Genomic DNA, 17,494 nt, shown 5'->3' on the forward strand with positions numbered 1-17,494 from the left:
GCGCAGGCGACGGTCTGGGGACTCGGCCGCACGGCGGCGCAGGAGCAACCCGATCGCTGGGGCGGTCTCGTCGACCTGCCGCCGGACGGGGACTTCGGGAACCGGCTGGCGCGGGTCCTGGCCGCCCCTGGCGGCGAGAACCAGTTCGCGCTGCGCAAGTCCGGCGTGTTCGTGCCGCGGCTTTGCCTTGCGGCGCCGGGCAAACCGGGCCGCCCGGACCTGACCGGCGGGACCGTGCTGGTGACCGGTGCCTCGGGCGGCGTCGGCGTCCAGGTGGTGCGCCGGCTGGCCGAGCTGGGCGCCGGTCATGTCCTGCTGCTGTGCCGTAGCGGTGCGGTGCCCGGGATCGAGGATCTCGGCGTCCCGGTGTCCGTCGTGGCGTGCGATGTCGGCGACCCCGGCGCGGTGTCCGGCGCGCTGGCGCACCTGCCGGCCGACCGGCCGTTGCTGGGCGTCGTGCACGTCGCCGGTGTGCTGGACGACGGCGTGCTCGGTTCGCTCTCGGCGGCGCGGCTGGTCACGGTGGCCTGGCCGAAGATCGCCGGGGTGCGTGCCCTGCACGAGGCGACCCTCGATCGGGACCTGCGGTTCTTCGTGGTGTTCTCGTCGGTCGCGGGCGTGCTCGGCAACGGTGGGCAAGCTGGTTACGCGGCGGCGAATGCCTATCTGGACGCCTTCGCGCAGTGGCGCAGGCAGCAGGGCCTTCCGGCGACGTCGATCGGTTGGGGCGCTTGGGCCGGTGGTGGCATGGCCGAGCGGACCTTGGCGGCGCTCGGGGACGCCTCGCCCGCCGAGATGCCGCCCATGGACTCCGAGCTCGCGCTCGACGCGTTCCAGCAGGCGCTGGTCGCCGAGGAGGCGACCGTAGTGGTCGCCGAAGCGGACTGGAACCGGATCGCCGAGCGCATGCCCGCGAGCGCGATACTGGCCGAGTTGGCCACCGCGCCCCCGCCGGAAGCCGAGGACGAACTGGCGCGCGGCCTTGCGGGACAACCGCCCGCGCAGCGGCAGCGCGTACTGGCCGACCTGGTCTGCGCTGCCGTCGCGACAGTGCTCGGCCACCCCAAGGAGCACGTCGCGCGGGCCGGGCAGAACTTCGGCGAACTCGGCTTCGACTCGCTCACCGCGCTGGAACTGCGCAACCGGATCGCCGCCGCCACGAACCTGCGCTTGCCCGCGTCCCTCGTGTTCGACCACCCGTCGCCGGAGCTGCTCGCGCGGTTCCTCGACGGTGAACTGGGCGGTGGCGGGGAAACCGCGGCCGCCGTGCCGGTCGTGGCCGCCACCACCGGCGACCCGGTGGTGATCGTGTCGATGGGCTGCCGGTTCCCCGGCGGCGTGTCCTCGCCGGAGGACCTGTGGCGGCTGGTGGTCGACGAGGTCGACGCCATCGCGGGTTTCCCCTCGGATCGCGGCTGGGACCTCGAAACCCTGTACGACCCGGAACCCGGTTCGCCCGGCCACTCCTACGTGCGGGAAGGCGGTTTCCTCTACGACGCGGGCGGGTTCGACGCGGGGTTCTTCGGCATCTCGCCGCGCGAGGCGCTGGCGATGGACCCGCAGCAGCGGCTGCTGCTGGAGGTGGCGTGGGAGACCATCGAACGGGCCGGCATCGACCCCGCGTCGCTGCGGGGCAGCCGGACCGGCGTCTTCGTCGGCGCCAACGGCCAGGAGTACGTGAACGCGGCCGCGGACATCCCGGACGGCGTCGACGGCCACCTCGGCACCGGCACGGCGTCGAGCGTGCTTTCCGGCCGTCTGTCCTATGTGTTCGGTCTGGAAGGCCCGGCCCTCACCGTCGACACGGCGTGTTCGGCGTCGTTGGTGGCGCTGCACCTCGCGGCGCAAGCGGTTCGGTCCGGCGAATGCGACCTGGCGCTCGCCGGCGGTGCGACGATCATGTCGAAGCCGGACGTGTTCGTGGAGTTCTCCCGGCAGCGCGGGCTGGCCGCGGACGGCCGCGTGAAGGCGTTCGACTCGGCCGCCGACGGCACCGCGTGGGGCGAGGGCGTCGGCCTGCTGCTCGTGGAGCGGTTGTCCGACGCCCGTCGTCGCGGGCACCGGGTGCTGGCGGTGGTGCGGGGCTCGGCGGTGAACTCCGACGGTGCGTCGAACGGGTTGACCGCGCCGAACGGTCCGTCGCAGCAGCGGGTGATCCGGGCGGCGCTGGCGAGTGCCGGGCTCGCCGCGTCCGATGTGGACGCAGTGGAGGCGCACGGTACCGGGACGAGGCTCGGCGACCCGATCGAAGCCCAGGCGGTGCTGGCGACCTACGGGCAGGACCGGGCCGAGCCGCTGTGGCTGGGTTCGGTGAAGACGAACATCGGGCACACGCAGGCGGCAGCCGGGGTCGCCGGAGTGATCAAGATGGTGCTGGCGATGCGGCACGGTGTGTTGCCGCGGAGCCTGCACTTCGGGACGCGGTCGTCGCATGTGGATTGGTCGGCGGGAGCAGTGGAACCGTTGGCGCGCACCAGGTCGTGGCCGGAGTCGGGGCGGCCGAGGCGGTCCGGGGTGTCGTCCTTCGGGTTCAGCGGCACCAACGCCCACGTGGTGCTGGAGCAGGGACCCGAACAAGCCGCCGAGCACCGCGGCCGCGCGGACCGGCTTCCGTGGGTGCTGTCCGGCAAGACGACGTCAGCCGTACGAGCCAGCGCGACCCAGTTGTTGTCCCATGTGGACAGTCTGGACCCGGTCGATGTGGCGCGTTCGCTGTCCACCCGTGCCGCGTTGGACCAGCGCGCGGTGGTGCTGGGTGCGGACAGCGACGAACTGCTGGACGGACTCACCGCGATCGTGGAGGGGCGCCGGGCCGGCCAGGTGGTCAGCGGCGCGGTGAACGGACGGGGTCTCGCCGCCGTCACCTTCGCGGGGCAAGGCTCCCAGCGCGCCGGCATGGGCCGCGAGCTCTACCGCGCGTTCCCGGCGTTCGCCGAGGCACTGGACGCGGTGTGCGCCGAGCTGGACGAGCACCTGGGTACGTCGGTCCGGGAGCTGATGTTCGCCGATGACGGCGCGCCGCTCGACCGGACGGTGCACACCCAGGCAGCGCTGTTCGCATTGGAAGTGGCCCTCTACCGGTTGGTGGAGTCGTGGGGGGTGGAGCCGGACTTCGTGTGCGGGCACTCGATCGGCGAACTGGCCGCGGCCCACGTGGCCGGTGTGCTGAGCTTGCCGGACGCGGCCGCGCTGGTGGCCGCCCGTGGCCGGTTGATGCAGGCGTTGCCGGCCGGTGGCGCCATGCTGTCGGTGCGCGCGAGCGAGCAGGACGTCGCGCCGCTGCTGGAGGAGCGGCTCGCGATCGCCGCGGTGAACGGTCCAGCCACGGTGGTCGTGTCCGGTGACGCGGACGCGATCGCGGCGCTGGAAACCCGGTGCGGTGCCTGGAAAACCACGCGGCTGCGGGTCAGCCACGCGTTCCACTCGCCGCGCATGGACCCGATGCTCGACGAGTTCCGCCGGGTGGCCGAGGGGCTGCGCTTCGCGCCGCCGCGGATCCCGTTCGCGTCCACGGTGACCGGTGCGGTGCTCGACGCGGACGATGTGTGCTCGCCGGAGTACTGGGTGCGCAACGTCCGGGCCACGGTGCGCTTCCACGACTGCGTTCGCCAGCTGGCCGACCAGGGCGTCACGACGTTCCTGGAGCTGGGACCGGACGGCGCGCTGTCGGCGCTGGGCCGGGACTGCGCGCCCGAGGGCCGGTTCGTGCCCGCGCTGCGCAAGGACCGCTCCGAGCCGGAGGCGGTGCTGACCGGTATCGCCAGCGCCTGGGTGTCGGGCGTCGGTGTCGACTGGACCGCGCTCGTGCCCGGCGGCAACCAGGTCGAACTGCCCAGCTACCCTTTCGAGCACACGCACTACTGGCTCACCCCGCCCGCCCGCGCCGACGAGCGCTGGCGCTACCGGATCACCTGGCAGCCGGTGACCCTCGCGCCGGCCGCCCCGGCCGGCGGATGGCTCGCCGTCGTCCCGGCCGGGATCGAGGTCGGCCCGTTCCTGCCCGACGGCGTCGAAGTCCTTGCCCTGCCTGAGAAAATCGATCGTGCCCGGCTGACCGGCCTCCTGGACGGCCGCACGCCGACGGGCGTGCTGTCCTTGCTCGCCTTCGACGGCCGTCCCGGCGCGTTGTCGACCGTGACGTTGGTGCAGGCGCTCGGCGACGCCGGGGTGGACGCGCCGCTCTGGTGCGTCACGCGGGGCGCGGTGTCGGCGACCGGCTCGGACGCGCTGACCGATCCCGCGCAGGCCATGGTGTGGGGCCTTGGCCGCGCGGTCGCGCTGGAGAAGCCGCGGCGCTGGGGTGGCCTCGTTGACCTGCCAGCCGAACCGGACGACGCGGCTCGGGACGCGCTGGCCGCCGTTCTCACCGGCGATTCCGCTGAGGACCAACTGGCCATCCGGCATTCGGGGGTGTTCGCGCGGCGGCTGGCCCGTGCCGAGATGAGCGGCGGCCCCACGCGGCCGTGGTGTCCACACGGGACGGTCCTGGTCACCGGCGGGACCGGGGCGATCGGCGCGCACGCCGCCCGTTGGCTGGCCGGTGCCGGAGCCGAGCACCTGCTGCTGGTGAGCAGGCGCGGCCCCGGTGCCGACGGCGCCGACGAGCTTCGTGCCGAGCTGACCGGCCTCGGTGCCGAGGTCAGCGTGGTCGCCTGCGATGTCGCCGACCGCGACGCGCTCGCGGCCGTGCTGGCCTCGATCCCCGCCGAGCGGCCGCTTTCCGCGGTGCTGCACGCGGCGGGCGTGCCGCAGGGCGAGGACGTCGATGACACCGACGCGGCCGCCTTCGCCGCGGTGCTCGACGGCAAGGTCGCCGGCGCCGTGCACCTGGACGAACTGCTCGGAGACCAGCCGCTCGACGCCTTCGTGCTCTTCTCGTCGATCTCCGGGATCTGGGGAAGTGGTGGCCAGGCCGCCTACGGCGCGGCGAACGCGTTCCTCGACGCGCTGGCCGAGAACCGCAGGGCACGCGGCCTGACCGCGACGTCGGTGGCGTGGGGTCCGTGGGCCGACGGCGGGATGGCGCAGGGCGAAGCGATCGACTACCTCCGCAGGCGTGGCCTCCGCCCGCTGCCCGCGGGCGCGGCGATCGCCGCCTTGCGCGGCGCGCTCGACCGGGACGAGACGACGCTGACCGTCGCCGATGTCGACTGGGCGCGGTTCGCGCCGCTGTTCACTTCCACCCGGCTGAGCCCGCTGCTGGACGACGTGCTGCCCGCCCAAGCCGCGGCGCCCGTACCGCAGGAGCCGGTTTCGCCGGTGCGGCAGCGGCTGAGCGGGGCCGCACCGGCCGACCGCACCAAGGAACTGCTCGAGCTGGTGTGCGAGCGGCTTGCCGGGATCCTGCGGCACGATTCCGCCGCCGCGATCGACCCCGAGCGCGGTTTCCTCGACCAGGGCGTCGATTCGCTGACCGCGGTCGAACTGCGCGACGCGATCGGTGCGGCCACCGGCCTCGGGCTACCGAGCACGATGGTGTTCGACTACGCCAGCCCGGCCGCGTTGGCCGCGCACCTCGGCGAACGGCTCAGCGAGGTGGATCAGCCAACCCCCTCCGTGCCGCGCGCCGTCGTCCGAGCCGATCACTCTGACGATCCGGTGGTGATCGTGTCGGTAGCCTGCCGGTACCCCGGCGGCGTGACCTCGCCGGAGGACCTGTGGCGGTTGGTGGTCGACGAGGTCGATGCCATCTCGCCGTTCCCCGCCGACCGCGGCTGGGACGTGGACGACCTGTACGACCCGGATCAGGGCAAGACCGGGCACTCCTACGTCCGCGAGGGCGGCTTCCTGCACGATGCGGGCAACTTCGACGCGGGCTTGTTCGGCATCTCGCCTCGCGAGGCGCTGGCGATGGACCCGCAGCAGCGGCTGCTGCTGGAGGTGGCATGGGAGGCGTTCGAACGGGCCGGCATCGACCCGACGACCCTGCGCGGGAGCCGCACCGGCACGTTCGTCGGCTTCGGCGAGCAGGACTACGCCTCCCTGCTGGCGCAGGCGGGCGAAGACGTGGAAGGCCACCTCGCGATCGGCAGCGCGGCGAGCATCGCCTCGGGCAGGCTCGCCTACGTGTTCGGGCTGGAAGGCCCCGCCATCACCGTGGACACGGCCTGCTCGTCCGCGCTGGTCGCCCTGCACCTGGCCACCCAGGCGGTGCGCTCGGGCGAGTGCGCGATGGCGCTGGCCGGTGGCGTGACGATCATGTCGAGCCCGCACGCGTTCGTCGAGTTCTCACGGCAGCGGGCGCTGGCCGCCGACGCGCGGGTCAAGGCGTTCAGCTCCGCGGCGGACGGCACGGTCTGGGGCGAGGGCGTCGGGCTGATGGTGGTGTCGCGGCTTTCGCACGCCCGCGAGCACGGATACCCGGTGCTGGCCGTCATTCGTGGTTCGGCGATCAACTCCGACGGCGCCAGCAGTGGGCTGACCGCGCCGAACGGCCCGTCGCAGCAACGGGTGATCCGGGACGCTTTGGCCAGCGCGGGGCTCACGACGTCCGATGTGGACGCTGTGGAGGCGATGGGCACCGGCACGAAACTCGGTGACCCGATCGAGGCTCAGGCGTTGTTGGCCACCTACGGCCAGGACCGCACCGAGCCGCTGTGGCTGGGTTCGGTGAAGACGAACATCGGGCACACGCAGGCGGCATCCGGCGTCGCGGGCGTGGTGAAGATGGTCTTCGCGATGCGGCGCGGCCTGTTGCCGCGCACCCTCAACGTCGACGAGCCATCGTCGCAAGTGGACTGGACGACGGGCGCCGTGGAACTGCTGACGCGGGCGAGGGCGTGGCCGGCGCGCGGCAGGGTGCGCCGCGCGGGCGTGTCCGCGTTCGGGATCAGCGGCACCAACGCGCACGTCGTGCTGGAAGCCGCACCGGCCGCGCCGGAGATCACGCCACGGCGCTGGCAGGTCTCGCCGGTGCCGTGGGTCGTGTCGGCACGCGGTGCCGACGCCCTGCGGGCACAGGTCGAACGCATCCGTGCGTACGCCGCTCCCGGCGTGGACCTGGACGCCGTCGATGTCGGGTTCACGCTGGCGACCGGTCGCGCCGTATTCGACCACCGCGCCGTGCTCGTGGGCGACGACGAGGTGCGTGGCGTGGTCGATCGCGGCGCTCGGGTGGCCATGGTGTTCGCGGGGCAGGGCGCCCAGCGAACGGGCATGGGCGCCGAACTGCACGCCGCGTTCCCGGTATTCGCCGAAGCATTGGACGAGGTCTGCGCCGAACTGGACCGCCACCTCGACCGCCCGGTCAAGGACGTGATGTTCGGCCCGGACGCCGCGGCACTCGACCTGACCGGGTACACCCAGCCCGCGTTGTTCGCGATCGAGGTCGCGTTGTTCCGGCTGGTGACCTCGTGGGGGCTGCGTCCGGACTACCTGTGCGGGCACTCGATCGGTGAGGTGGCCGTCGCGCACGTCGCCGGTGTTCTGTCGTTGGCGGACGCGGCGGCACTGGTGGCCGCGCGCGGCCGGTTGATGCAGGCGTTGCCCGAGGGCGGCGCCATGCTCGCGATCGAAGCGGCGGAGGCCGATGTCCGGCCGCTGCTCGACGAGCGGGTTTCGGTCGCGGCGGTGAACGGCCCGGCGGCGGTGGTCGTCTCCGGTGACGCCGACGCGATCGACGAACTGGCGGACCGGTGCACCGACCTGCGCACCACCCGGCTGCGGGTCAGCCACGCGTTCCACTCGCCGCGGATGGACCCGATGCTGGACGAGTTCGGCGAAGTCGTGCGGGGGTTGGAGTTCGCGGCACCGCGCATCCCGATCGTGTCCACTGTGTCCGGTGCGGTGCTGTCGGCGGAGGCGCTCCGCTCACCGGAGTACTGGGTGGACCAGGTCCGGCAGCCGGTCCGCTTCGCCGACGCCGTGCGCGCCGCGCACGAGCTGGGCGTGCGCACGTTCGTCGAGCTCGGACCGGACGAGTCGCTGTCCACCCTCGGCGCGGGCTGCGTCGCCGACGGCGAGTTCGTCCCCGTCCTGCGCAAGGAGCACGCGGAGCCCGCTTCCGTCGTCACGGCGGCGGCCCGTACCTGGGTGCGGGGCGCCGAGATCGACTGGCCCGCGCTGCTGCCCGGTGGCGAGCGGGTCTACCTTCCGACGTACCCGTTCCAGCGCAGCCGTTACTGGCCGTCGGCCGGTGTGCCGCGCACGGCGGGTGCGCTGGGGATGATCGATACCGACCACCCGCTGCTCGGTGCCGCGCTGGAACTGTCCGGCTCGGAGGGTTACCTGTTCACCGGGCGGCTCGCGCTCCGCACCCACCCGTGGCTGGCCGACCACGCCATTTCCGGTGTGGTCCTGTTGCCCGGCACCGCTTTCGTCGAGCTGGCCTGCCACGTGGCCGCGCAGGTCGGCTGCGCCACCGTGCGGGAGCTGGAGCTGATGCGCCCGTTGCTGCTGCCGGACACCGGCGGGGTAGCGCTTCAAATCAAGGTCGACGCCCCGGACGCGGACGGCACCCGGGAAATCCGGCTCCACTCGCGGGCGGACGGCGACGAGGACGCGCCGTGGATCGAGCATGCCACGGGCGTCCTCGCGCCAGGTGGCCCTGCCGAGGGCGAGCCAGCCGGCGCGGAGTGGCCGCCGACCGGCGCGGAGCCGATCGACCTCGGCGACCACTACGAGATCCTCGCCGAGCAGGGCTACTCCTACGGCCCGGCGTTCCAGGCGATCCGGGCGGCGTGGCGTGACGGCGCGGACATCCTGGTCGAGGTCGCTGCCGTGGACCACGCGCAGGCCGCGCTCGCCGGCCGGTTCGGCGTGCACCCGGCGCTCCTGGACAGCGCGCTGCACGCGCTGGCCTTCGGCGACCACGACGGACGGGCCAGGCTGCCGTTCTCATGGCAAGGCGTGCGGGTGCACGCCGCGGGCGGCGCGCGCCTGCGGGTGCGACTCTCGCCCGCCGGTCGGGATGCCGTGACGATCACCGTCGCCGACGTGGACGGCGCGCCAGTGGCCACTGTGGACGAACTGGCGCTGCGGACGGTCGACGCCGAGTACCTACGGATCGAGCGTTCCGGCACGGGAGCGCTGTTCGACCTCACCTGGACGGCCGTGACACCGCCGACCACGAGCACCCGCGCGCTCCGGCTGGCCGACCTGTCGCTGGGGGAGCCGTTGCCAAGCGAGGCACCCGACATCCTGGTGGTGTCGTGCCCGGCCAGTGCCTCGGACGACGCCGCGGCGGTGCACGCGCTCACCGGGCAGACCCTCGCGCTGCTGCGGACCTTGCTCACCGACGAGCGATACACGGCGACCCGGTTGCTGTTCACCACACGGGGAGCGGTCGCCACCGACGTGGACGACGACGTGCCCGACCTCGCCGCCGCCGCGGCGCTCGGCCTGCTGCGCTCCGCGCAGACGGAGGAACCGGGCCGGATCTTCCTGCTCGACCTGGACGACGCGCCGGTCGGCCGAGGCGATCTGGTCGGCGTGGTCCTCGGCGAAGAGCCGCAACTCGCCTTCCGCGACGGCGTTCTTCTCGCGCCACGGCTGACCAAGCTGACCGCCGCACCGCGGCCGCCTGCCGAGCTCGACCCGACCGGGACGGTGCTCATCACCGGCGGCACCGGCGCGCTCGGCGCGTGGACCGCGCGGCACCTGGTGACCCGCTACGGGGTCCGGCACCTCCAGCTGACCAGTCGCGCGGGCGCCGGCGCGCCCGGCGCGGACGAACTCGTAGCGGAGCTTCGCGCGCTCGGCGCGGAGGCACAGGTCGTGGCGTGCGACGTCGCCGATCGCGACCAGACCGAGCGGCTGCTCGCGGGCGTCCCCGCCGAGCATCCGCTGACCGCGGTCGTGCACGCCGCCGGCGTGCTGGACGACGGCGTCATCACCTCGCTCACCACCGCTCAGCTCGACGAGGTGTTGCGCCCGAAGGTGGACGCGGCGCTGAACCTGCACGCGCTCACCGCCGACCGCGACTTGGCCGCCTTCGTGCTGTACTCCGGTGCCGCCGGTCAGTTCGGTGGCGCGGGGCAGGGCAACTACGCCGCGGCCAACGCCTTTCTCGACGCTCTGGCCCAGCACCGCCGGGCGCGAGGCCTCGCCGCCTCGGCACTGGCGTGGGGACCGTGGGAGGAACCCGGCGGCATGGCGGACGGGCTCGCCGAGACCGACGTGGCCAGGACGCGGCGCAGCGGCGTGCTCGCTTTGTCCACTATGGACGCTGCCGAGCTCTACGACGCGGCGTGGCACGCGGACCGGGCGCTGGTGCTGCCGCTGCGGTTGCGGATCTCGGCGCTGCGAGCGGCGGCCGAGGAGGCCGACGGGCTGCCGGCGTTCTTCCGCGGCCTGGTGCCGGACGTGCGGCGCAAAACCGCACGATCGGACAGCGACCCGGGCGCGTTCCGCGCGGCCTACCGGGACGCCGGCACCGACGAGCGGCGGGCGCTGTTGAGCGAATTGGTGCGTGACCAGGTGACCGGTGTGCTGGCCCTCTCCGACGACGCGCTGGAGAATTCGCGGACGAGCTTCATCGAGCTGGGCTTCGATTCGCTCACCTCGGTGGAACTGCGCAACCGGCTGGGCACCGCGACCGGACTGCGGTTGCCGGCCAACCTCGTGTTCGCCAACACCACGCGGGCGGAGATGGTGGACTACCTGCGCATCGAACTGGACAAGGCGGTCGATCACGCCGAGGAGGAGGCCGCGACGCGGGCCGAGGCAACCGCGCCCACCGTCGAGAGTGGACTGGACAAGCTGTTCGTGCAGGTGGCCGGTCAGCACCGGTTCATCGAATTCATGGCCCTGCTCGGCAACCTCGCCGAGTTCCGGCCGATGTTCGACGGGCGGGACGGGACCGGCACGGCCGACAAACTGCCCGCCCCGGTCCGGCTCTCGCGCGGCGACACCTCGCCACGGCTGATCTTCTTCCCGTCACACGCGGGCGTGTCGACGGTGCAGCAGTACGCACGCCTGGCGATGCAGTTCCGCGGTGTCCGCGACGTCACCGTGCTCCAGAACCCGGGGTACAGCGGCGGGGAAGAACTTCCGGCGTCGCTGGAGGTGCTGCTCGACGCACAGGCCGATGCCGTGCTGCGGCAGACCGGCGGGGAGCCGTTCGTGCTCGGCGGGCATTCCGGCGGCGGGCTGTCCGCCAACGCGGTCGCGGCCCGTCTCGAGGAACGCGGCGTCACCGTCGACGGCGTCGTGCTGCTCGACAGCTACCCACCCGACCAGCAGGACATCTTCCTTTCGCTGATGGAAACCCACAGCAGGCGGTACGAGGACGTGCTGAGCCCCGCCGACGACGCCTGGCTGACCGCGTGGCCGTGGTACATGTCCTTCCCATGGGAACCGGTCGAGACCAAAGCGCCGACGCTGTTGGTCCGAGCGACCGAACGCCTCAACGAATGGTCGGACGTCGAGCAGTGGCAGGCGAGCTGGGCACTCCCGCACGAACTCGTGGACACCCGAGGTGACCATTTCGCGATGATGACCGACCACGCCAAGCAAACCGCGGAGATGATCGAGCAGTGGCTGAACCGTCCATGACAACGGCTTTCTTCCCTCACGCCCTTGAAGTTCGCGGAGCTCAGGATGCGGTGCTCGAACGCTTCGTCGCGGCGGGGAGCGGCAGGACGAGCCGACCAGGGTGGCCTTCCTGATCGTGGGCTCGCCCTCGCGGACCGGTCAGTGGCTAGACCGGGTTGGCCGCAAGAGAAGAACCGGCGGGCTGACCGAGGCTGAGGTGTACGCGACGATCGATGCGCTCGGTGACGTCGGAGCCGCGCTCTCCGGCGGCAGACCGGAGAAGCTCGCGACTCTCTACCGCGAGCTACGGCTGGACCTGCGGTACGACAACGAAAAAGGAACCGTCGTGGTGACGGTCTCTCCGCGTGTGGTTAACGTGTGTGTCCGAGGACGATCTTACTCACTATCTACACGGCTGATCCTGGACTGATTTGCACAGGTCAGCGGCGTATCGCGGCAGTCGGCTCGGCTTCGCCATGGGGTAATTGAGTGTCGCCGAGACGATCTTGCTCGCTAACCACAACGTTCGCGCTCGGTTGGGTGGACGCCTACCGCAGGTCCGAACTCACGACTGCTGCCGCTCGTTCAGTTCGGCCATACTGACGTCGGCAGTCCGTCCGGAGCCGGAGGCTTGTCTGCCAGCACTCCTCAGCGATGGTCGTAAGCCCAAGCCCCACGCGTCTCATCTGCCACCTGTCACGCACAGTAACCATCGGGTGCCGTCCAACGACCTCTATCCGTCAGGCTTCCGCCAGGCCCGGCAGAGACGGGAACGAACTTTCGACAATCATCGCGACGAGTCTTCGCTACTTTGACAACTGCCAACTTGCCGTCATCCACGTTTCCGCACGTCACAAGGCCGCAACGTCATCAGTTGCCAACAGGACGACACGCCGCGACGGGCACGCCTGCCAATCTCGGTCAGCTTGAGGTAGAACGGTACCTCACTAGGCGATGTCGGCTGATCGTCAACAGGAGGGAAGCTTGACCCAAATCTTGGCAGGTCGTTTCGCGCTACCCGGCTCGCCGGTCAACGAAGGGGGACACGCAAAACTCTACAAGGCCGTCGATCTTGAAACAGATAATCAGATTGTCGCAATCAAGCTCTTTAATCCAACGCGCATTCTCGATAACAAGGTGTTGCAAGCAGCCTGGGCAAATGAGCTGTCGGCATACCAAAAGCTTGGCGCACGAGATTCACTGGTAGACCTCATTGACTGGGGTCGATCCGAAGCTGGCGAACCTTACCTAGTCTTCCAATGGCTAGACGCCGACCTTCTTACACACCTTGAATCAATTTCAATCGACGGTTGGGATGATTTTTGGCCGATTGCTCGCGATATCCTCTCTGGGTTGGCTCACATTCACGAGCTAGGATTCGTTCATCGCGACCTGAAGCCCGAGAATGTCCTTGTTGGAAATAACAGCTACAAGATTGCCGACTTCGGGACCACTCGCTTAGTCGAGACAATGAATCTCGGCCTCACTATGGCACCATTGGGAACAGTTCCCTATGCACCTCCAGAACGTGGAACCCCGACGCCGACACCTTCGTACGATATCTACTCTTTCGCGGTACTGGCGGTCGTCTGCTTGACCGGGCAAGTTCCCAGCACCGCCGCCGAGGTTCAAGAGAAGTTCAACGACCTCGACATACCCCCAGACATCAGCGATGCACTTGCGCTCGCCCTCAGCGAGAACCCAGACGCTAGACCGGAGAGCGGGAGCACGCTCCTCGCAACATTAGAGGAAATCCAACAAGAGCGCGAAAACCGGCGAAAGAAGCCCGACGAAATCTTCCTCGAAATACCGGCTAGCACACTTAAGACTTATGCGCAACAGTACGGATTAACCCTCCAAGCGGCATCCGCAGAAACCGTACTCGAAGACATTTCTGCAGTTGGCGGATTTTCATTTGACCGCCGTCCCGATAGAAACGACTTGCAGATTTGCGGTCAGGTATGCACGTTACGCGTCGTCGTACATAAACTTAGGCCAGGCGTCCTTCGCGTGATGAGGATTAGTCGACCTCCTGCGAACGTTCTAGAGTACGGTCGAATCAATTGGTACCGACCCTCAGTCACGTTTCGAACTACTATACCTACAGACCCAACACACGCAGCACTGGTATTAGAAAAGCACATCGAGGAAACTACTCAGAGGGACGCGCAGCGCGCAGAAGCTGAAACCCAAGGCCGAGAAGATGCTGTCTTCTCGTCTTGGTCATCGTCGATACGCGCAAAGTTTGCGCTAGAGTCCGGCCGTGGGATCTCAATCAACTATCGATCTTATAGCGTTCATGGCGAACGAGTCCGATTCAAGACTTCGGACGATGTCAGCACCCTGGAGCTGAACGAAAGTCGTTTAGTAAAGAACGGTAACCGGCGGGTTTTCTTTGGCGACGTTGAAGGTACCGAGAACGATGAGGTCATCGTATACACGACCAAGGGCTCGGCGTCAGCACTCCCGCCACGAGGACGACTAGAAGTTGACGCCGAGGCTTCTAAGTCTAAGTTGCGCCGCGAACGAGCAGCACTAGAACGAATAGCAAACCGGCAAGCCATCCGGGCCGATCTTCGAGACCTACTATTATCACCCGGGACTTGCCGATTTCCGTCCCCCGCACGTATTTCAGAATTTCGACAGCAGGGGCTCGATCCAGCAAAGCAAGAAGCTGTACAAGCCGCGCTGAATGCCAGAGACTTCGTACTCATCGAAGGTCCACCGGGCACAGGGAAAACTACGTTCATCGCCGAACTGGTAGCCCAGCAACTCAACATCAATCCAGATTCGCGCATAGTTGTCGCGTCGCAGACTCATATCGCTCTGGACAATGCCCTCATGCGGATCAGGGAACTGGACCCTAGCGTGACCCTGCTTCGCCTCGGACGGACGGATAAGCTCGCCGAAGGCGTTGAAGAGTTCGGATATTACTCTCAGATGGAGGAATGGCGCGAATCGGCAGTCGTCCGAAGCCGAGAGTTCATCAAGAAGTTCGCAAGATTGCACGGCATTGAGTTAAATACGGTTGACGTTCCCAGTCTGGTGCGCGAGCTGGAAAGAAGACATGAGAAGGTTCGAGATCTGCGTTCGAAAATCTCACTAAGGCAGTCCGAGCGCCGCGGCTTACTAGAGCAGATCGAGCACGTTAACAATTTGGCCCGCCCACTACTCGAAGCTGCAGATCACCTTGAAGCCAGTGCAGCGCGCGGTACAGGCGGAGAACTCGAAGCTGCGATTAAGCGCTTTATTGACGTAGGCCTTGAAGCAGCAGTCCGCCTTGAGTCTGGCGGAGCCCTCGGAGACAAGCTCGTTGCTATAGAGACAAGCTTGGCAGAATGGCGCGGTGAGCTGCGGGACCACGTCCAACTAGAGGATGATTCTCGCAAGAGTCTCGCTCACGCTGTGTCAGTTAGTGCAGGTCTGTCGATTGATGAAATATTGGCTGCCGCGCAGGCACACACCGAGGTCAATGACCAGAGGATTGCAGCCCTGGAGTCCATTGCCATCGACTGGGAAGAGCGCTTTGGCGCCGGTCCCGAATTTTCCGGCGCCTTAATCGCGCGAGCCCAAGTGGTCGCCGCAACCTGTGTCGGATTGACGGGCGTTCCAGGAGCCGAGTCGATACCATTCGATCTATGTATCGTCGACGAGGCGTCGAAAGCCACTGCCACCGAGACCTTAGTTCCTCTCGCTAGCAGCCGGCGCTGGGTACTCGTTGGAGACGATCGCCAACTTCCGCCCTTCATTGAGCAAGCATTGGCCCGACCTCAGATGCTTGAGCAGTTCGAACTTTCGAGTCAAGACATCAGGCAGACTCTCTTCTCCATCCTCGCCGAACGACTCCCCAAAGAATGCAAGTTCACGTTAACCCATCAACATCGGATGCATCCAACTATCGGACGCCTAATCAGCAAGTCCTTTTACGAGGGAAAGTTAACTTCAGAGCCTCGGGAACTTTCCAAGACTGTCGATACAGCGTTCGCATCGGCGGTGGTTTGGGTTGACACATCACCCCGCAGCGACAGACGGGAGGGCCGCAACGGACTTAGTTTTAGGAACAAGGGCGAAGCTCGTGTTATCTCGGACCTCTTGGATCGCCTTGAATGGGTAGCGAGCCGCAATGCCGAACAGTTTAGCGTAGCCGTCCTGACCGGGTACGATGCCCAACGGAGAGAGGTGACGGAAACACTTGCACAAAGGGAACTCAGCCGCCCAAACCTGAAAGTTAGAGTTGCAACGGTAGACGCATATCAAGGCCAGGAAGCGGACGTCTGCATCTTCAGCATCACAAGATCTAACTCTTCTAATGAATTTGGCTTTCTGTCAAGCGAAGAGCGAATCAACGTTGCTTTGTCTCGCGGACGAGATGCCCTGATTATTGTCGGCGATGCCAGCTTTATTGAGAGTGAACGAAACTCCGATGCGCCATTGCGACGCGTTTTGTCTTACATTAAAGAGAATTCAGACTGCTGCATCGAGGTTTCGGAGAACTAGATGACTGAGCCTTCTGTCGAGGAAACTGTTCGCCGATTTGCCGTTCGCCCCGGCTATCGTCTTATCACCTACCGAGAGGTCGGACTGCCTTTCTGGGATGTTCCACTTCGATGCAGACTTCTCGCAAAGAAGCCTCTTCCCGTTCTAGGCGAGTTTATACTACGCTCGGTTGACGCCGATCTGCGGAGATCGGACGAGATCGCAGAATATCTAGATTTGCCTTCCGCGGTTGTCGAATCGGTTATGGGGGAACTGGTCACCAAGGGACATCTAGCCGCAGTACTTTCTCGCAATGAAGAATCGAATGTTGGATTTACGCTTACTGCGCGCGGAAAACAAATGCTGCGAGATCTTGCAGAGATCGCCCCGACCGAGGAAACCCTCTGGCTCGCCTTTGACGGGTTAACGGCGGAGTATAAGATTGTCGATCGCTATAGGCGATGGCGCCCACGTGACATTCGCGATCAGGAAATTCTTGAAATTCCCGCTTTTCCAGCGGACCCTCCACAGGTGGGACCGTCGGCGACTGCACCCGTTGCCAGAGTTCTCCGGCAAATACCTGACTGGCAAGAACGTGAGCTACTGAAGGTGCTTGGGGTTGATGGAAAACGAGAAAAATTCTTTGTTCGGGCTCTGTCATTGGTTTTCGAGTCCGCAGACAGGTCCGATGAGATTTCGGTTCATTTTGTTGTAGATGGACGCCCCAGCGAGAAGCACGACTTAGCGTTCGCAAGAGCAGAAGGTCAACGTAAACTCGGCATCGTCGGATCACTTCGAGACACCCAAGCAGAAATAGAGTCCATCCTTGGGAGGGAACTAGTTCAACGCCGGGCGGATTCCGCCGAAGTTGGCACCATGCGGCGAATGACCGAGGGCTACCGTCAGCAACTGGCAGCCCTGGAGTTACGGGCAGCAACCGCAACGGATGAACAGAAATTGGACCTTGTCGATCAGGCTGCCGAAATATCGAAAAAATTGGACGAGGCCGAGGATGTAATTCAGCGCGCTCCCGTTCGAATCTTGGACGTGCACGAGCATCCGGCGATATTGACCGACGCAATTGATTGCACCACTAGTCGCCTCCTTATTGTATCCCCTTGGATAAGAGCAGCAGTCGTCTCGGACGCATTCTTAAACTCAATTCGAGCCCTTCTCGTGAACGGCGTTACAGTTGCAATAGGATACGGGATCGGAGAAGACAACGCTGCCCGCGAACGCGATATCGCCGCAGAGTCCTCGATGTGGGCCCTTTCAGAGGAGTTCGAGAACTTCTACTTGAAGAAGCTCGGTGACACTCACGCAAAAATCCTTCTTGTCGACAACCGCCACGCCGTCGTCACAAGTTTTAACTGGCTCTCATTTAGAGGTGACCCCAACAGGCCATTCCGCGATGAGCGTGGAACGTTGATTAACGTATCAAGCGAGGTTGAGCGCCTCTGGAATGATTACTTCACGCGCATCTCTGACGCTTGATAGACCCACATCCAGGCGGCAATGTCACGGAGCTGGGCGACGGCTTCGTTGC

4 protein-coding genes (1 of these 4 running past the window's edge) are annotated in these 17,494 nt (G+C 66.9%); all 4 read left to right on the forward strand.

Annotation, left to right across the window (positions count from 1 at the left end; translation table 11 throughout):
* Window positions 1–11,493, forward strand: partial view of a type I polyketide synthase gene (locus tag HUW46_RS48645; protein WP_442861009.1) — the end only. It extends 17,880 nt beyond the left edge of the window; the window shows 11,493 of its 29,373 coding nt (coding positions 17,881–29,373); the start codon falls outside the window, past its left edge; the stop codon is at window positions 11,491–11,493.
* Between the two features lie 100 nt (window positions 11,494–11,593).
* A complete protein-coding gene (locus tag HUW46_RS42450; RefSeq protein WP_215544287.1) occupies window positions 11,594–11,902 on the forward strand; it encodes a hypothetical protein in 309 nt (102 codons plus the stop codon).
* A gap of 554 nt (window positions 11,903–12,456) precedes the next feature.
* A complete protein-coding gene (locus HUW46_RS42455; RefSeq protein ID WP_215544288.1) occupies window positions 12,457–15,969 on the forward strand; it encodes a serine/threonine-protein kinase in 3,513 nt (1,170 codons plus the stop codon).
* Window positions 15,970–17,442 (forward strand): hypothetical protein, encoded by a 1,473-nt coding sequence (locus tag HUW46_RS42460; protein WP_215544289.1) that lies wholly within the window; start codon window positions 15,970–15,972, stop codon window positions 17,440–17,442.
* The last annotated feature ends 52 nt before the right edge of the window (window positions 17,443–17,494 follow it).

It is taken from the genome of Amycolatopsis sp. CA-230715, assembly GCF_018736145.1.
Classification (GTDB): Bacteria; Actinomycetota; Actinomycetes; order Mycobacteriales; family Pseudonocardiaceae; genus Amycolatopsis.